This window comes from Vibrio sp. 1751, assembly GCF_033339895.1.
GTDB classification, from domain to species: domain Bacteria; phylum Pseudomonadota; class Gammaproteobacteria; order Enterobacterales; family Vibrionaceae; genus Vibrio; species Vibrio alginolyticus.
Window position 1 is genome coordinate 144,069 of the sequence record NZ_JAWOVM010000002.1, and the last position, 17,411, is coordinate 161,479.

Consider the following 17,411-nt stretch of genomic DNA (forward strand, 5'->3'; position numbering starts at 1 on the left):
AGCCATTATTCCTCCGTAACCCATAAAGCGAGGATAGTATCCATCAAAAGCGATTAACGGTATTTCTCTTCACCTCATAAAATCCTCTCATTGATTCACGAAATGCAATCGAAAACTCCGCATTCACAACGTCAATCACAGCAAACACATCTATCTAACTGAACAAGAAGTTCAGTGACACATTAACTGTCTGAGTCTCGAAGGTTTGAGACTATTCAGAGTGGAAACTGTCATGAGTTTTTTTGAATTACGCGCCGGCAAGACGTCTTCTCTTACTGTGCTCGCGAGCGCACTAATGCTTACTACCCCCACTTTTGGCTTCGCCGCTGAAGAGACGACGACCTACAACGAAGTAATCGAGCAAGGCCGAGCGCTGTTCGACAAATACGGTATCAGTCATGATTTACCAAAACTGGCCATCAGCTCTCTAGTTCAAGGCGAGCATTTGGTCGAGCATGCCCACCGAAGTGTTAAAATCGGTGATAGCGTTCGCGATTCGTCCGTCTACTTGGTTAAGAACACCGATAACAAAGGCAACATTGATCTGCGTATCAAGTACAACCCTGAACAACTCGATGAAAATGAAAAAGTACTTGATGAGATCGAAGCTTTCACACGAACAGAATACCGCCTTCGAAACTACGCGGAGAGTTTTGATCCGTCATCAGTAAGAGCCAAAGAGGATCAGAATGGTAATGTGATCATCAGTTTTAATTACTCAAAATACGGTCTTCCTCAAGATATCGCCTACTTTCGCTTTTTAAGCGTTGATATTGAGTTGGTTAATGGTGAACCGAAACGTATGGTCATTACCAACGATAAACCGTTCACACATCACAACTACCAAGTGGATTCTTACGATCAAGAGATCCTCTTCCAGAAATTAACATCAGGCAAAATTGCGATTGCCAGTAAAAACACCAAGATAGTTGGTTCAAAGAAAAATAAACCCCTCGAAATGATGAGCAGCGTAAAACCGGTAGCGATTTATGAAGATAAGCTTGGCGTGCAAGTACTAGACGAAAAACGCTTGAATGAGGTCTCTGATCCACGCATGCAAGAAGCCAGTGTTAAGCTAGACCGAGTTTTTCCTTTAATGGGTGATATGGTTCGTCGTCAAGGTATCGATTTGCCTCTGCCGTTTGGTGTGTCGCTAGCGTATCGAAATCAAGATATGAATATTCCATTTAATGATTTCACGATTGAAGGCATCGGCCTTAATGAACTGTTTGATCCAGAAGACAGTGTCGGCATCGTCAGTGCTGAGAGCATGACGCTTCGTGGCGATGTAAACATCCTGCCATTTTGGAATGTATTTGGTTACATCGGGAAAGTTAATGTCGATGCCAATGTTAATGCCGCTTACACGGGTGAAGGTGGTCAGTACATAAAAGATAAGCTGAACGATAAACTGCCAGGATTAGGTGATAAGTTTTGCGATGGTTTATCTGCACTTTGTAGTCGCGGACGCCTAGACGTGCCGCTGCATTTGGAATATGACCTTCGTGGTATAGGTACAACCCTTTCGGTTGGCTATAAAGAATTCTTTGCTTCTGTCACTGGTACCTATTCGCAAACTCGCTTAAAGGGCTTAGATGATTGGGGCGATGGTATTGTTACTGTACAGCCGATGTTGGGTTATCAACTTGTCGATTATCGCACGCAGTTCTTTGTCGGAGCAGAATATCAAGGGCTGGACGCTCGAATGGACGGGCATGTAAAAAGCGGTGATATCGAATTCGATTACGACATTGGTGTAGATCTTAATCAATGGGCGTTTTTGACTGGTTTCAATAAGCAAATCGGCAAAAACTACAACCTGACCTTTCTCTATAACAAAGGGGAAACTCGAGAGTCAGTGACCTTAAATCTTGGTTACCGTTTCTAGCTCTCAGAAAGAGCCCGCCCCTATACGATGGTAGGACTGCATCCTACAAAGGCGATTACTGAAACTGTCGCCGATGTCCTACCATTTGAGCCATCAATACAACAAGCCATCCAACCATTCACGGATTAATGCCAAAGCGTCAGGACGTCGCTTGTTAGATGCCGTTTAACATTTTCGGTGTACGCACCAAATGACTTTTTGGACATAACAATGACTTTACTCAATCGCTCAACTTTAGCCATTACCATCACTCTTGCCTTAGCAGCTTGCAGTGATGACTCTGGTAAACCTAGCGTTCCTAACGGCCCGAAGCCACTACAACCCTTACCACCAGAGCAAATCGCTTTGGAAATTGGCGATGCAACCATTCAAGCGACCAAAGAGTCCCTTGTCATCACGCCTCTTGATGCGGATGAAAAACTGGCAGCGGTAGAGGCGTTCAAAGGTATCCAATTTGCGCAAGCAGACCGCTTTCAGCACAGCATTGCGGTCCCACTTGAAGGCGATATTGATGCGACTCAGTTCGGTGATGCGTGCCCGCAGTTAAAAACCACGGCACAAACGCAATCAGAAGATTGTTTGAACCTAAACATTTGGCGACCAGCAGGGACAGAAGCGTACGCAGATTTGCCAGTGTATGTCTTTATTCACGGTGGAGACTTTGAATACGGCTCGGGCTCAGAACCGCTGATTCATGGTGATATGGTGGTTGCACAAGGTGCTGACGATGGTAACCCGTTTATTGCAGTTACTTTTAACTATCGCTTGGGCTTGTTGGGCAGTGTTTGGGTCGATGGTTTGGACAACCCAGAGGGCGGTAACTTTGGTCTAGGCGATCAAAAACACGCGCTTGAATGGGTTCAACAAAACATAGAGGCATTCGGCGGCAATCCGCAAAACGTGACACTCATGGGTCAAGGTGCAGGTGCCATGTCGGTGGGAATTTTACAGCAATCAAAAGGCGATGCTGCAATCGCAGGTGAGCACTTTCAACGTGCCATCATGCAAAGCAACCCTTACGGCTTTGAATATAAAAGTTACGATGTTGCCAAGAGCCAAAGACCAGAGCAAAGCGTTGAAGATCTTGCGTTACTACCACTTGAAGAGATCATGAAGGTACAAAGCGAGATGCTTGATCCTATTCAACGTCTTAAGAACTGGGTACTGACCGCCGCGAATATTCCGGTTATCAGTCCAACACGCGACAACAGCCCATTATCTACGTTGATGCCATTTGCGCCTTACATCGAGCATCGCCCACCAGCGTTTCTTGTGAAAGAAGTACCAGGCTATCACTTTACTGAGCAAGCCATTGAGAGTGAATGGATCGTACCGACGGTAATTGGCTCAAACAGTGCAGAAAGCAATACTCTGGGCATGCTGCCGAGCCTGACATTTTTGATCCCAACTATTATTGAAATCTTGAGCCAAGAAGCGCCAGAAATCATTGAAAGTGGTGACGAAAACTTAATCGTCGAATACATGGTGGAGTGGCTAGAATCGGAAACGAACTTAAACCGTTTACGCACCGAATATCGTTCATTACTCAACGATTCAGCTTCAATTGAACTCGATCTTTCTGACTTATTGGAACTGCTACCTAGCACCGCTTATGAGGCGATGACTAAGTTGTTCTTCGGTTTGGGGAACTCCGATTCAACCACGGAGTTACTTGCTCTGGCTGACTTCTTCCCTAACCATGAAAGCGAACTGAATGGCGCGTCCAAAAACATGCAGCAATTCAAAACCACGTTGCATGATTTGCTCTTCACGGGTCCAAACCGTCATAAAGTTTCAACTGAAGAAGCAACAGGAGCAACGCCAAGCTTCTACTACTTTGACTACAAACCTGGATTCAACGTATGGACTTACAACACCAAAGGTGAAAATGGCGATCTCGACGTTGGCGATTTACTCAAAAGCATCAGTTGTATTGTGGGCGCTTGCAATGCATCGGAATTACCATTTGTGTTTAATAAAGCATTAAAACTCGATGGTTCAAGTGTTCGTCCAGGTAGCAAAGACAAAGCAATGATGAACGAACTCTCTCGTATGTGGTTTAGCGAACGTTTATTTGAGGACTTCCAATACAGCAGTGCGACTGACCGAGTATTGCTGATCGATAACGATGGCGGCATTCAATCCACGCAAGACTGGGACAATGCTCATCACTCAGGCATCGATCCAAAACTGCGCCAAGGTCGCCTCAACGGTCTCGAGGAGCTTGGGCTGATTCTGAGTCACATGTAACGTCATCTTCAGTCACTAAAAACTCGTTACCGAATACCTAAAAGCCAGTTCGCTGGCTTTTTTCATCCTTATTCCTTGAACATAATTAGGAAGGTTTACTCATGTTTCCTAACGCCCTTCGTGCCCTGCTACTCTTTATCTTCGGCGCGCTGTTGGTTGGTTGTGCCCAGCCCTACCCTCAAGTAGAACCGGATTTTGAAGCCAATTGGCAAACTACTCAGCATCAAGCCGAAGTTTACTTAATTCCTACCGCTCCAGAAGCCTTTGCTCGTCGTGTTGAGCTGGTAAGAAATGCTCAGCAAAGCATCGATATGACTTACTTTTCTTGGGAGAGTGACACACTTGGTTTGATGCTACTCAATGAACTCAAACAAGCAGCAGATCGAGGTGTGCAAGTTCGACTCACTCTCGATGACTTATTAGTGTTTAACGAGAAATGGCTTGCTGATCTCAGCGCTCACGACAACATTCAAATCCGTTTATTCAATCCGTTTGATTCACGTAAGTCAGGTTGGATTGGTCGCGCCGTCAACTTCTCTACTCACCAACAACGTTTGGACAATCGTCTGCACGAGAAGTACTTCAACGTCGACCATCAATGGATGATTCTAGGTGGACGTAACATTGGCGACGACTATTTTGGTTACAGCCGCAAAGCGAACTTCTTTGATATGGACGTCTTGTTCAAAGGCAGCATTATTCGAGCGTTCGACCAGAACTACCAACAACTTTGGAACAGCGAGCATGTCAGGCCAATAGAAAACATCGTTAAAGTTACCCCAAACTATTCCGCGTTTACTAAAGCGCTTAATAAAGGTGAGAAAGACAAAAGCATCATTCTGGCTGAAGTTGAAAAACAGGTTAAACACCTGACCAGTCCCGACTTCATCACTGCGCAAGTCACCCCCGTCTTCGACTCATTAAACAAGTTAGAAAACAACAAACCCTACTTTAGAAAACGTGCAGAACACCAAGTTTGGCAACAAATAACCTCTGCACCCAAAGCAGTAATATCAACGCCTTATGTGGTACCAAGTGATGGTGAATTTGCCTTTATTGATACCTTGATGGAGCAAAAAGCGGACATCACGTTAATGACGAACTCGTCTGCATCTAATGATTCTGGCTTTATTCCGGCTTATTACGAGGAGCATCGCCAAACTTTGTTGGATAAGGGCGTTCATATACTTGAGTACAAAAACCAAGCGAAAAATGATGACCATTACTTCCATGCGGATACTTATTATCACAACAAGACGGTGATACTCGATGATCGGCTGACTTATATCGGCTCATCAAACTTCGACCCAAGATCGGATTTCCTCAATGTGGAATTTGGTGTGTTGGTCCAAAGCGAAGCCTTTGCAGAACATGTCATGCACTACTTAACCCGACAACAAGATGAACTGTTTTGGCGAGTATCTCGAGATAGACAAGGCCAAACTCAGTGGCAATCAATGAATGAGATCCATACTAAGAATCCAAACTATGGTGGATGGCATAAGGCGCCTAACTGGATATTCAAGAAACTGAATGGTGAGTTCGAACTCTAAACAATCAAGACTTAAAAAGGCTCTCTATCTGCAAGGATGAGAGCCTTTTTAAGTCCCGCTAAAACTGCGTGCCTAGCGAAAAGTGAACGCGGAATTGGTCTCCTTGAGGAGCATCTAAACCATAAGCAAAGTCCACTTTGACGGGCACATACTTTGAATTCCATATCAAACTCAGCCCTGTACCGCTTTTCCAATCCACCCTATCGTTGAAGGCATCACCAACATCATAAAATGCCCCAAGCCACAATTGGCGGTAGACCTGATATTGATATTCCAACCCAGCAGTAAACATGTAACGAGCACCGGTTAAATCGCCATTTTCGTCTCTCGGAGAGATGGATTCATAACCATAACCCCGAAGATTGCCGTCACCTCCCGCAAAGAAACGTAATGATGATGGGATATCGCTCAAAGTGTCAGCGACATTAATACCGACATTGGAACGAAAGTGAAACTTGTGTTTTTCACTAATATCCCACGACAGCACACTGTTGCCTTCAATGCGCAGCAAACGAGAATCGGAGAAAAAATTGGGGTCCGAGTATTCCAATGAGTAGACGTGACGGTGATTTACTTCTAATTGATCGTTCTTGCGATCAAGCAGTGAAAATGTCACCCCAGGTAATAACAACTGTGATTCGTTATTCTCCGACGCTTGTCGATAACTCTCTTGCAAATAACGAACGTGCATGGTGCTTTGCCAATCACTGTCTAACTGCCAGTGTTTTTCAAACGATAAATCATTAGAAAAACTCGATGTGTCTCGATAGTCGACATGCTTAGATTCAAACTGAATCCCGTAGTAATCCGTTAGAACATTTTGTGTGGGAATTTTGTAACCAAGTAATAGCGATTGTTCCGGTTTGGAAGCGTACGCTTGTGCCTCAAAACTGTGTCCACGTGCGTTGTACCAAGGCTTGGTCCAGTTCAGCGAAGCGCGCAATCCCAAGTCTGTCGAATACCCTCCACCGACCTGCACAATATTACGTGAATTCGGCTCTGCGAGCACTTCTATCGGCACCTTATGACCATCGGATGTCTCCTCGAAATCCGCTTTCACAATCACACTGCGAAACCAATCAGTACTGGAGAGATCGGCCTGATATTGACTCAATTTCACAGTGTCAAAATCGTCGCCCCGCTCAAACGTTCTCATCGCTTCTATTCGTGCTGTTTCGATACCCGACGTAAGAACAGAGAGCTCTCCAAATTGGTAACGAGAACCACTAGAGAAATGCAGATTCACATGGGCTTGATTCAAACTTGGAATGACTTCCAAAGACGATTCGATAAAACGTCCATCTAAATAACCTTTTTGCTGAGCCAATGAAATCAAGTTTCGCTTTAGCGTGTCGTACTCAGAATGAAGCAACGGCTGCCCTTGTTTAAGTTGAGCTTGATTAATTAGTTCGATGAAATCTTGATCGTTACTGGCCTCTCCCGACACAGCAATATTAGATTTTTTGACCAACATAACCTCCCCCGCGTCAACCTCAAGCGTGATGAGATCATTCTCTGATCTCTGAACATTGAGCTCGGAATGATAGTAGCCATAAGGGTTTAACGCATTATTAACCATCTGCGTTAGTCGATTTGAGGTAATGTTTGAAACAGAGAGTTTCGTTAGTGGTGTAAGGTGACTTTCAAGATTTTTCTCTAATATTGGTGTTAGCCCTTTGATTTTAAATTGCGCTCCGAGTGCATGATGTAAAGGTATAGAAGCTAAAACTGATATACCTATTATTTGTTTAATGAGAGGAGACACACCGCTACCTAGTTTAGCAATACACTCGACAAGGTTAATGATGGAATGGCATATCTGTTAATCGCGTTTGTAGGATTGCTCCCTACGAAATCCTCTCGAAAATTCACGTTTCACAAGTAGATTCTTTGAACAATAAGTGGGCTCAAGCTAGGAGGTGGCAAATCATGCGGTCTGAAATAGGTATACTGTTTGCCAAAAATACAAAACCCAACGCTGAATGGATCTCATCAAGCGTTGGGTTACATTGATAATGTGTTTTTTAATCTAAAAAGCGGTCTGTTTGTAAAACTAGATCGAAGAACAGTTTCCTTTTTCTGCCATGTCGACTTTTAGTACTTCTGCTTTACCTTTGCTTTCGTCTACGAGTTCTACGCCCGCACCACCAACAAATACACCCATTTTAATGTATTGATTAACGAAATAATTACGGCCCTCTTCCGTTAAGATAGTTAAGTGATTTTCAGAAAACTCAGACTCTGTACTTACTTGATGTTCTTTATTGCCTTCGACCTCATGGTAGAAGAATACACCAGGAGCGGTTTCACCAATACATTCCCCATCGACGTAAACATACTTTTTAAGCGCTGCTCCGACAAAAGCATCTTCTCGGTAAATGTAAATCCCTGCGTTCCCCTTTTGAGGTGCTTCAAATGATTTCATTTGATTTGATACTGTCGAATCAACAGTAGGAACAGAAGCACAACCTGACAAACCCAAAAGGAATGCGGAACACAGAATTACTTTATTTTTCATGTTATTAACCTAGCTACGATAAAATCGCGCCAACCATACTATAAATAAATACGTTCACTTATTGGTATTTTTGAAATTTGTGATTCAACCTATGCAATAGCACTCATTTAGCGTATAGATTGAGCAAACATTAGCCATATAATAATCACGAGAATAAAATGCCCTGTATCTAACGATCACTAAATGCCACTTTACTCGCTAGACTGATAAGTAGAATACCTGAAACACCTTCAAGAGTTCTTGAATAACGCTGAGAGTGTGGACGACTAAATACCCAATTACCCACAGAGGCGTACAAAACGTTACATGTCGTCGCAAGTACGCTGAACAGCAAGCCAAGTACTAATAATTGCATTGATGTTGAGCTTGCAGACGTATCAATAAATTGAGGCAGAAACGAGAGAAAGAATAGCGCTACTTTTGGATTCAAGACGCTGACGATAACCCCCTGAACAAACACATTTTTATTATTATCAACATTTTTGTTTTCAACGATTTTATTTTCTCCACGCCACATGGACAGTAATGACTGAACACCTAAATAAACTAGGTAAGCGGCCCCTAACCATTTAACAACGCTAAAAGCCAAAGATGAACTCAGAATTATTGCTGACAAACCTAAACATGCCGCTAGTGTATGAAAAAAGTAACCAACACCAAGCCCCAGAGCCGCTTTCAGCCCAGCAGATAATTTACCTTTTATTGTATTGGAAACAATATAAATTACATCAGGTCCAGGAATCATGTTGATAGCGAGACAAGCGACAACAAATAATAATAGTGAGTTTGAATCCATTCTTTTCTCCAAATTAACGTCTTGCGGGATAACATTTCATCGAACTACAAGTAATGCAACGTCCAGGTTTCAATTGGTTATATTTAGTATTAACAACACGTTACTAATACTACAGCACTGCGCGAAGAGCACAATCATGAACAGTGATACGAATTAAATTATGGGCCTTTGTTAGCCCTTTGAATGATAATATTTAGCATCGTTTGGTTGTAAGCTTTTTCTAGCCAGCAGCTCTTATGGAAGTTAACAAATCGGCTACTTAGTATACTTAATAGACCGTCAAATCAGATAGATTATCTATTCTTATTTCTTCAAGCCTTTTTTGCTTCATTTTCCTGCCTCACTAAGCAGCAACTTAATACTTGCCACACCAAAAAATAACGCGAACACGCCTTCAAAAACTGCTTTGAATCTGAGATAGGTTTGCCTGACCTTTTTATACGCGAAAAGAAAAGCATAGCCAAAGAAAACCAAAGCACTAACCAGCCCTACAACAAAAATGACCGACAACAATTCCAACGGACTGGCCGTAGGAGGAACCCCTATCGAATAAAGCGCACCAAAAAACAGAATAGCCTTTGGGTTAGTTAAGTGAATTAACACTCCGGTTAAGTAGTTACCCTTCTTTGTCGTTACGTATGTTTTGGGTAACTTTAGCTGCTCGATGTTGCAGGCAGAATGTACGGACTTTAAAGCCAAATATAAAAGATAAAATGCCCCACAATATCTAAGAATTTCAAAAAGCCAAACATTGCTATAGAGTATGGTTGCGAGACCAAAAGCGGCTGAGGTTGACCAAAATAAAGACCCCGTTAAAACACCTGCAGCCAAATACCCTCCAAAGCGTCGACCGTGGTTCATTGACGTGCCTGCTATCGCAAGAGTTGCAGGTCCGGGGCTAACGATGGCAGCGATAGCTGATACGACAATCAGTGAATAATTTATCTCTTCCATTTTTACTCTAAGCCTCCAAATGGAGTTTTATCAACACTTATCGCGGAATACTCTATTGAACGTACATCAGAAGCGTAATACTGATTAAAACACCAAGTGTTACGAATCGAGTTGAGATTCTTTGGTATTTTACTGCTCCAAAATAACATCAAATCCGCCATAAATGAGACGCTTTCCATCAAAGGGCATTGGGTTATTGTCTGGACTCATTCGAGGATCAGCCATGATCCGCTGCCACCCTGAGTCCCGAACTTCTTTTGAAGGCCAGACTACCCACGAAAACACAACGGTTTCGTTGCTTTCAGCGTTAACTGCCATGGGAAATGATGTGATCTCACCATCTGGTACTTCACTCCCCCACGTCTCAACAACCTTTAAGGCCCCAAACTCCCTGAACATTTCTGCTGCTATTTTTGCGTGTGCGATATACTTTTCTTTATTCGCTGTCGGTACTGCAGCGACAAACCCATCAATGTATGACATAAGTAAACTCCTTTCATTGGAGTTATAACCATAGCTCAATAAAAAGAATGCACATGATGCCAAACCATAGAAACAGGTACGTAATACAGCTTGAGAGCTACATTCCTAGCTTGGACTTTATATGCATATTTGAAAGGTATGTGTTTGGATCAAGCTTGGTTAGCATATTTATAATCTCCAAAACACTCGAATACTCAATACGTTCCTCTTCAGCATGCCCGATCCCACCTATTGTAAAGTGAGTAAAGCGGTAATCACGATAAACGTTTTGCAGCTGGCTAGAAATATCTTTGAGTAATCTTTTACTGAGGGCGAATGCAGGGTATTCACTACTTTCTGAAAGCTCTGCTGTAGAGCCAATAGATACAATATTGCATTTATCGTTAAGTGAACCTAAAGCGTTAAGCTCATTGACTAAATTAAGATACCCAATCGGACCAACATTCATAAACTCAATCAGTTCGTTTGTTGTCAATTCTAAAGACTCTCCCCACATCGACGCCAAATAAACTATGATGTCAAACTCTACACCTTTGAAGCACGTATAATCTGGCTTTTTACCGGGATCAACGTCAATACAAACAGAAGCGACTCCCTCCTCAACTAGCTTTGATCTAGAAATCGCATAAATTTCTGTACCCTGTAAGTTCGTAGCCAAGAACCTTCCTAGACCCTTACTACCTCCAACGATTAAAATCTGCATAACCCTATTCCTTGGTTAAGGTTGTCTTTCATATTGTCCGCCAAACTGTTCATTAGGCATCACTTTAACGTTTCTATTGCCCTACTTAGTTCTATCTTCAATTTCATCGAATGGTTCAACTGAAATACGCTCTGCAATTTCACTCATCTTCTTCATTTTTTCTGGGTTACTAGTTCCCCAAAACCGCTCCCAGTCTTCACGTGTTCGCCACTTGGCAATAGTTAAAACCTTTTCCGGTACATCGTAAGAACGAAGCATAAAACTACCAAGCGCCCCTTCTACTGACTGATGAATTGAATCTGTCGTCGAACGCCATATATTTTGAAACTCATCCATTTTTTCACTTGGCACACGCCATTCATACACAACTCTAAACATAACACCTCCATTAAAATTTCTAGATTTAATACGGCAAAGTATCAGGAACACTAAGCTAGGTTAATAGATGAATAAAGCAACATAGTAGAGGTAGAGCAACCTGAAAAGCAAAGTGTAAACGCTCTAAATCACTCCGATTCGATTAGTCATGCACACATTCAAAGATTTCGTATTGACGTTTAACATTGGCAGTTACTTTTCCCCAATGTGAGGCTTGAACTCTTTCCTGATGTTGCTTAAAAGAGGCTTTGTCGACGAACTCTTCATAGACATCAAAACGAAAAGGATTAGTCGAGCTTTGAGTCACAAGAAAAGTAAGGCAGCCCGGCTCTTCTAACGTGAGCCTTTTGTGAGTTATTAACGCATGTTTTACTAATTCTAAATCCTTTTCCGGAACTAAAATAAAGCCTTTCAATGTTACTTTCGACATATAATCCTCTCGCCCCTGTAACCTTTCGTTAAGAAGTAGCCAACACGCCCTCAATCTCAACCATCATATCGCAAATGTGAATCTCACCATGAATTAAAATGCCACGTGTTAGGATTCTATTTCTAATGCCCTATCGACTTACGAGCATAAGGTTATCCCTACCCTTTCTTTGCCTTTACCGATGTTCTAGCGTTTTAACTGAATTTGGCCGACTTCTGATGTGCGCTTTAAATGAGTGCCACCGCAAGGTACTTGCGCAAACCCATCCACTCTCCAATACCTTCTTTCACTCTCTTGATCGGAAAAGTCACTAATAATAACTGAATCAGAGTTAATCAAATCTTGCACATCAGTTTCAATTTCTTTCAATAACGGACCAATATTTTCAGACCACTCGAAATCTATGCGACTCTTATTTTCAGAAATATGCGCGCCTATCTTAACAATGCCTTCCCGACGCTGATAAAACATCTCGAGCACCACTTCAGCCGCAAAGTGTAGCTTCATTAAGGCGTATCTACGCTTCCAATCAATACTCGTAGTTACAATGTCACCAAGAGTAAAATTTGGAGAGGATTCCAATGTGTAAATAAGTCGAACACCTAACTTTTGAGCAATCAAAACCGGAATACCATTAATCGTTCCTTTATCACTCTCTTGGCCTCCAGACTCTGCAAAGAAGATAGTCTGGTCCAATTCAACCTTATTTCCGTCTACATTGGTCACTCTTGAGTTAAGTTCTGTTTGGTAGGGATTAACCCAAAATAATTTCTCGCTCATGCTGCTATCCTTGCAGTAAGTCCTATCCTTGATAGTACATTCAGTGACCACCAAGTCAATTCAAGAAACCTCGCCGTCAAGTGTAAGGCTGTGTATTGAGTACGAGCAGGCTAGATCTATTAGATGCTTTTAAGGCTGGGTACTAAACGCTGTCCAGGGGTTTAGCTAACAACCCGTAAATAGCTGAATCTGAGACTACTCCATTCACTTCCCAACGCTGCCTAAGGAAACCTTCCTTTATAAAACCTAACCGTTCCAAGACTTTACCTGAAGAAGCATTGTCTGGATCTATCTCAGCCTCGATTCGACGTAGATTCAGTGTTTTGAATGCGTGTTCGATTAATGCAGTTCCCGCCTCTAATACCATGCCTTTACCCCAGAAATGACGACTCACGCCAAAGCCAATTTCTGCGCGCCTAGACTCTTTCACGTGATTAAACAGCATTATCTTACCCAGAAGTTGGCCATTGCTCTTTAGGAAGATGCCTAGTGTCACTTCTGTATTGCTATTCATGGCCTGTGTACTCTTGGCTATAAATGTCCGCGCTTCTTCAATTGAAACCCAAGGGCCAGAGTTCCAATATTTCATGACCTCATGGTCTGAGAAGATGTCAAACAATTCGCTTGCATCATCTTCAACTAGCTCTCTTAGAATTAATCGTTCCGTTTCAATCTTTGTTACTAACATTTAGGAGTCAGCCTTTTGGTTAGTTATTGGTGACGAAAATCCAATAAAAGTATGAGACACGTAATACAAATGATTTCGTATGAGACTTTTAAACAAGCTCAACGCACGGTAAAAGCGCCACGTGTAACGACTCTATATTGAAGCAAATTTTAGACATTCAAGTGCGTCAACAAGTAACCGTTGAACGCATCAAAGCTTGGGGTGAGTTGATCATAAGTCCTAAACTCAGGCTCAAAATAGTCCATATACTTTATTATCGCTTAGTGACGATTTCCTTCAGTACTCTGGCTGGGTTACCACCAACAACGACATTGTCTCCAAAACTCTTTGTAACGACTGCGCCAGAGGCTACTACCACGTTGTTCCCAAGTGTTACGCCAGGGTTGATTACGGCATGGCCACCTATCCAACAATTGTCACCAATGTTTATGGGCTTTGCTAGCTCTAAACCACTGTTCCTCTCGATAGGATCTAAGGGATGAGTCGCAGTATAAATGCCAACTTGCGGCCCAAGTAAACAGTTATCACCAAACTTAACTTCCGCAACATCCAAAATCACACAACCAAAATTAGCGTAGAAATTATCTCCAACGTGAATGTTGGATCCGTAGTCGCAATTGAAAGAAGATTCAACATGAATATCGTCACCTGTTGTGCCGAACAAGTGCTTAGTTATTTCAACTCGCTTTTGTTTATGCTCAACAGAGGTCGCATTCAATTTTTCAGTTAGTAACCTAGCGCTCAACCTTAACTTTAATAACTCTTCATCACTTGGGTCATAAAGCTCACCTGCTAACATTTTCTCTTTTTCTGACATAAAACTTGGACTCCAATACCAATTTTCTTACAACGCTACATTAAGTATGTGAGTAACGCTACCACCTAAACGAGGTTATTTCACCACGAAAACAAAGCCCAACTTGAACCCAAGTCCTCAGCGCTATCAATTTTTTCAACAAGTTAGTGAACTACCACCACCGTTCTCACTAACTTATCACCGAGCCGTTGCCTCTTTTTACCAAGAATGAAAATTGAGTCAATAAAACCGAAGAATGGAGTAATAACATTTCGAAAGAGCGACTGAAAAATATTGCACTTTTTACCCGTTCTTGCACTTATAACTGCAATGCCCAAAAGTTTTTTACCCACACTTTGACCATTTGGTAAACAATCAGAAAAAAGGTAATACGATACAGTCGCAGTTACTGCTGTAGCGCGCACAAGCTCTTTTTCAATACCGATTTCTAAGCCGACCCATAAAACGAGAGTAAAAATGCTAAAACTGACAAAAAGATCAATCATTTGTCCAACACACCTAGCTCCCGGACTAGCCAAAACGTAATTTTCTAGAGTAAATTTTTCTGCATTTTTCATTTTAAAATTTGGACTAACAATTGCTTATTGGTGAACTAACATTATTGAGACAGTAACATCCCCACTAAACCTAATCCATACTTCCGCAGAGCACGGTCGAACCTGATTTTTCTATCTTTTCAATATATTACCACGCATGTTCTAAAGGCTAGATTGGTAATATTTCAACATCTCTTCTTGATTAAGCGCTTTACTTTCTAACTTTTGTTGATCTTTAAAGATTTGAGCTAATGAAGGGAGAATTGAGCGATTTACTTTATAGTCATCAGACCAAAGTTTCCCTCTCATCACCGCTTTTGCACAATGAAAGTACATACTCTCTATGACTATTTTGATAACAACCTTAGGATCTTTACTTCCATCGGGGCAAGCAGATATCAAGTTGGCGTCGGTGTGAATACTTGCGATTCCTTTAATACGGAGCACTTCATCAATACCATTTACCATCAATAACAACCCTACCTTGGGGTTACTAATGATATTTTTTAGACTATCGATACGATTGTTCCCCGAGCTATCAGGGAGCAACAATGTTGATTCATCTAAAACTTTTACGAAGCCAGGCTCCCCTCCTTTAGGAGAAAGATCGATATACCCTTGTGAATCAGCGGTACTTAGAACTGCAAAATGGCAATTATTAATTAATGTAATCGCATGAACATCCAGCACAGGCAGAGCTTTATTTTTAGCTCTCGCACTTGGCTCTGCGTAAATTTCTTTTAACTGCTCTATTGTTTTAATTTCACTCATTCAATGTTATTCCTTCACTATCGTATAATGCTTTGCTTGTAAGCAAGCAGTAACTCTGACTTCTTGTATAAGCACTCGACATAACTCATCGTAAAAATACTACGAGTACAAATTATCTCTTTAATACCTTGTTATCTAAAGATTTAAAGTTTTTCACTAAACTCCCCACACTGCTTACACTTATAACCATGCTTGTAAAAAAACAGTGGAAAACCCAGTAAAATAAAAACTAAGAAAGCTGGGCGTTTACCTTTTGTAAATGCAAATAGATCTTTACTACCACATTTAGGGCAAACGTCTTTTTCTTCATCAACGTCAACTTCATTTCCCAATGATTCTGAGAAATCGCTACTAAGTATTTGTTTCGCATCTTCTGCATCACTTTCGGCCACCATCAGACGGACGCCGCCAATTGCATTTGAATAAAGCCACTGAGTATTTACCGTGTGCTCGTCAGCGATGTAACTTTCTATTCCGACACTATCTAGGCTTGCTCTCGCAATATGAGCTTCATGAGGAAAAGAAAACCTTGCTACTACAATCACATATTACTCCTTGTGGGAAAGCGCTCCCGTAAGGTATAAGAAACGCTAATTGGAAATGCCACGTGTAGTATTTCTTTTTGAACAATTTATTAGCCCACTACAGACTAATACATATACCCTAACCAATCTATATGACCAACAGCCCAAGTTTTGCCGCTGATAGGTTTAACATATAAATCATCTAGTTGCTCTACAGCAACACCGTAATTTTTATGTTCATGAACGCGCAACCAAGAACTTAGAGAGTTAAGGCGCTGATAACCATTAGCCACATAAAAACGCTCCAAATCGGAGACTAAAATGATGAAGTCGACATCTTTAGTGGACGCATACTCGCTGAGTTGAGACAACATTGTTGTGCCAATACCTTGTCTTTGAACTTTGCTCTCGACACAAAAGTCACTCACACCTAATACTTTATAAATTTCATCACCAACGCGAACAACTCTGTAGTCTAATCCCATGTAACCAACTAACTGATCACCTTCGTAATTCAGAACTCTCATATGCGGGAGTTGCTTATAGTAAGAGCGAGTAACTTGATGTTCAGGAAACGACTGGTTTCTAAGAGCTTCAATTGCATTATGCTGTGCTTTAGATAACTCGATTTCTGGGTAAATATCCATATTTGACCTTTGAGTATTAATGACCTTTTGGAGTTGAGCAACGCAATACCGAACCTTCCGCATACCGATTTAATCACTGAGCTCAACGCACAGTTAAAATGCCACGCGTTGCGAATCACTCTTAAACAGTTTGTTAGCAATTTAACTAAACGAAGCCCCAAAACCATCAAAGGTACATTAAAACTCCCAACCTTTTGTAACCATAAAGTCTAACCATTGAGCAAGGATGTCTTTGGTTACCGTTGTCGGGTGAGAATATCCTTCAACAAACCATGAACGGTTAATAAACCCCTCACTTCTGATCAATCACTCATAGTTTTCGAGAGCATCGTTTAGTTGAATGGCTGATGCTTTATTTGGACATAAGTAACTAAATTCTAGAACTAACTCTGTTTCGTTGATGATTCCGTTACTTATTAATGAACTCCAAGTCTCACTGAGCATGTTCAGTTGACTTTCTAAATTCGATTGATAACCACTCAACTCCAATTTCTCCCTGATTGCTAACGCCCTGTTAAGGTGTGAGCAACGCATTACCGAAGCGAACGCCTACCACCTTAAACACTAAAGTCAACGCATAGCAAAAATGCCACGCGTTGCGAATCCCTCTTGAACAGTTTGTATGGATAATAAGTACTCCAATCGGGTAAGGTGAGACCCAGACTTTAGCTGCAACTAAAGTTCTTCTATCTGGT

General features: G+C 41.7%; 19 protein-coding genes. 3 read left to right on the plus strand and 16 right to left on the minus strand.

Annotation, left to right across the window (positions count from 1 at the left end; all coding sequences use genetic code 11):
* Nucleotides 1-232: 232 nt before the first annotated feature.
* From R7041_RS01845 to R7041_RS01855, 3 genes are all read left to right on the plus strand, one after another.
* Nucleotides 233-1,888, plus strand: a complete 1,656-nt coding sequence (locus R7041_RS01845) for a hypothetical protein (RefSeq protein ID WP_064368471.1) — start codon at nucleotides 233-235, stop codon at nucleotides 1,886-1,888.
* Between the two features lie 210 nt (nucleotides 1,889-2,098).
* Nucleotides 2,099-4,138, plus strand: a complete 2,040-nt coding sequence (locus R7041_RS01850) for a carboxylesterase family protein (protein ID WP_206949653.1) — start codon at nucleotides 2,099-2,101, stop codon at nucleotides 4,136-4,138.
* Nucleotides 4,139-4,239: 101 nt separating this feature from the next.
* On the plus strand, nucleotides 4,240-5,691 hold the full coding sequence (locus tag R7041_RS01855) for a phospholipase D family protein (RefSeq protein ID WP_206949652.1): 1,452 nt from the start codon (nucleotides 4,240-4,242) through the stop codon (nucleotides 5,689-5,691).
* Between the two features lie 58 nt (nucleotides 5,692-5,749).
* Here the strand turns inward: R7041_RS01855 and R7041_RS01860 are convergent, their stop codons facing one another.
* The 16 genes from R7041_RS01860 to R7041_RS01935 form a co-directional block, all read right to left on the minus strand.
* Nucleotides 5,750-7,456, minus strand: coding sequence for an autotransporter assembly complex protein TamA (locus R7041_RS01860; RefSeq protein WP_206949651.1), 1,707 nt, complete (start codon nucleotides 7,454-7,456; stop codon nucleotides 5,750-5,752).
* Nucleotides 7,457-7,744: 288 nt separating this feature from the next.
* Nucleotides 7,745-8,209, minus strand: a complete 465-nt coding sequence (locus R7041_RS01865; RefSeq protein ID WP_005377099.1) for a DUF2846 domain-containing protein — start codon at nucleotides 8,207-8,209, stop codon at nucleotides 7,745-7,747.
* Between the two features lie 169 nt (nucleotides 8,210-8,378).
* Complete coding sequence (locus R7041_RS01870) at nucleotides 8,379-9,005, minus strand: LysE family translocator (RefSeq protein WP_206949650.1); 627 nt, start codon at nucleotides 9,003-9,005, stop codon at nucleotides 8,379-8,381.
* Between the two features lie 327 nt (nucleotides 9,006-9,332).
* Nucleotides 9,333-9,959, minus strand: a complete 627-nt coding sequence (locus R7041_RS01875; protein ID WP_206949649.1) for a LysE family translocator — start codon at nucleotides 9,957-9,959, stop codon at nucleotides 9,333-9,335.
* A gap of 129 nt (nucleotides 9,960-10,088) precedes the next feature.
* A complete protein-coding gene (locus R7041_RS01880) occupies nucleotides 10,089-10,442 on the minus strand; it encodes a DUF1428 domain-containing protein (protein ID WP_005377096.1) in 354 nt (117 codons plus the stop codon).
* Between the two features lie 97 nt (nucleotides 10,443-10,539).
* Nucleotides 10,540-11,145, minus strand: coding sequence for a hypothetical protein (locus R7041_RS01885; protein ID WP_206949648.1), 606 nt, complete (start codon nucleotides 11,143-11,145; stop codon nucleotides 10,540-10,542).
* 81 nt (nucleotides 11,146-11,226) lie between these two features.
* Nucleotides 11,227-11,523 carry an antibiotic biosynthesis monooxygenase family protein gene (locus R7041_RS01890; RefSeq protein WP_033907479.1) on the minus strand — a complete coding sequence of 99 codons (297 nt, stop codon included), beginning with the start codon at nucleotides 11,521-11,523 and terminating at the stop codon, nucleotides 11,227-11,229.
* 142 nt (nucleotides 11,524-11,665) lie between these two features.
* Nucleotides 11,666-11,953, minus strand: a complete 288-nt coding sequence (locus R7041_RS01895; RefSeq protein ID WP_005377083.1) for a putative quinol monooxygenase — start codon at nucleotides 11,951-11,953, stop codon at nucleotides 11,666-11,668.
* 186 nt (nucleotides 11,954-12,139) lie between these two features.
* Nucleotides 12,140-12,733: an alanine--tRNA ligase-related protein gene (locus tag R7041_RS01900; RefSeq protein ID WP_064368476.1), complete on the minus strand. Its 594-nt coding sequence runs from the start codon at nucleotides 12,731-12,733 to the stop codon at nucleotides 12,140-12,142.
* Nucleotides 12,734-12,875: 142 nt separating this feature from the next.
* Nucleotides 12,876-13,421, minus strand: a complete 546-nt coding sequence (locus R7041_RS01905) for a GNAT family N-acetyltransferase (RefSeq protein WP_064368477.1) — start codon at nucleotides 13,419-13,421, stop codon at nucleotides 12,876-12,878.
* A gap of 253 nt (nucleotides 13,422-13,674) precedes the next feature.
* Nucleotides 13,675-14,238 carry a sugar O-acetyltransferase gene (locus R7041_RS01910; RefSeq protein ID WP_053306980.1) on the minus strand — a complete coding sequence of 188 codons (564 nt, stop codon included), beginning with the start codon at nucleotides 14,236-14,238 and terminating at the stop codon, nucleotides 13,675-13,677.
* Between the two features lie 143 nt (nucleotides 14,239-14,381).
* Nucleotides 14,382-14,795: an RDD family protein gene (locus tag R7041_RS01915; protein ID WP_054575060.1), complete on the minus strand. Its 414-nt coding sequence runs from the start codon at nucleotides 14,793-14,795 to the stop codon at nucleotides 14,382-14,384.
* A 141-nt stretch (nucleotides 14,796-14,936) separates the two neighbouring features.
* Nucleotides 14,937-15,545 carry a pyridoxamine 5'-phosphate oxidase family protein gene (locus tag R7041_RS01920; RefSeq protein WP_005389306.1) on the minus strand — a complete coding sequence of 203 codons (609 nt, stop codon included), beginning with the start codon at nucleotides 15,543-15,545 and terminating at the stop codon, nucleotides 14,937-14,939.
* A 143-nt stretch (nucleotides 15,546-15,688) separates the two neighbouring features.
* On the minus strand, nucleotides 15,689-16,090 hold the full coding sequence (locus tag R7041_RS01925) for a DUF2007 domain-containing protein (protein ID WP_005377076.1): 402 nt from the start codon (nucleotides 16,088-16,090) through the stop codon (nucleotides 15,689-15,691).
* A 104-nt stretch (nucleotides 16,091-16,194) separates the two neighbouring features.
* Nucleotides 16,195-16,716 (minus strand): GNAT family N-acetyltransferase, encoded by a 522-nt coding sequence (locus R7041_RS01930; protein ID WP_005377075.1) that lies wholly within the window; start codon nucleotides 16,714-16,716, stop codon nucleotides 16,195-16,197.
* A gap of 514 nt (nucleotides 16,717-17,230) precedes the next feature.
* Nucleotides 17,231-17,411, minus strand: a 181-nt coding sequence (locus tag R7041_RS01935; RefSeq protein WP_318128588.1) for a hypothetical protein, incomplete at its 5' end; no start/stop codon positions are given.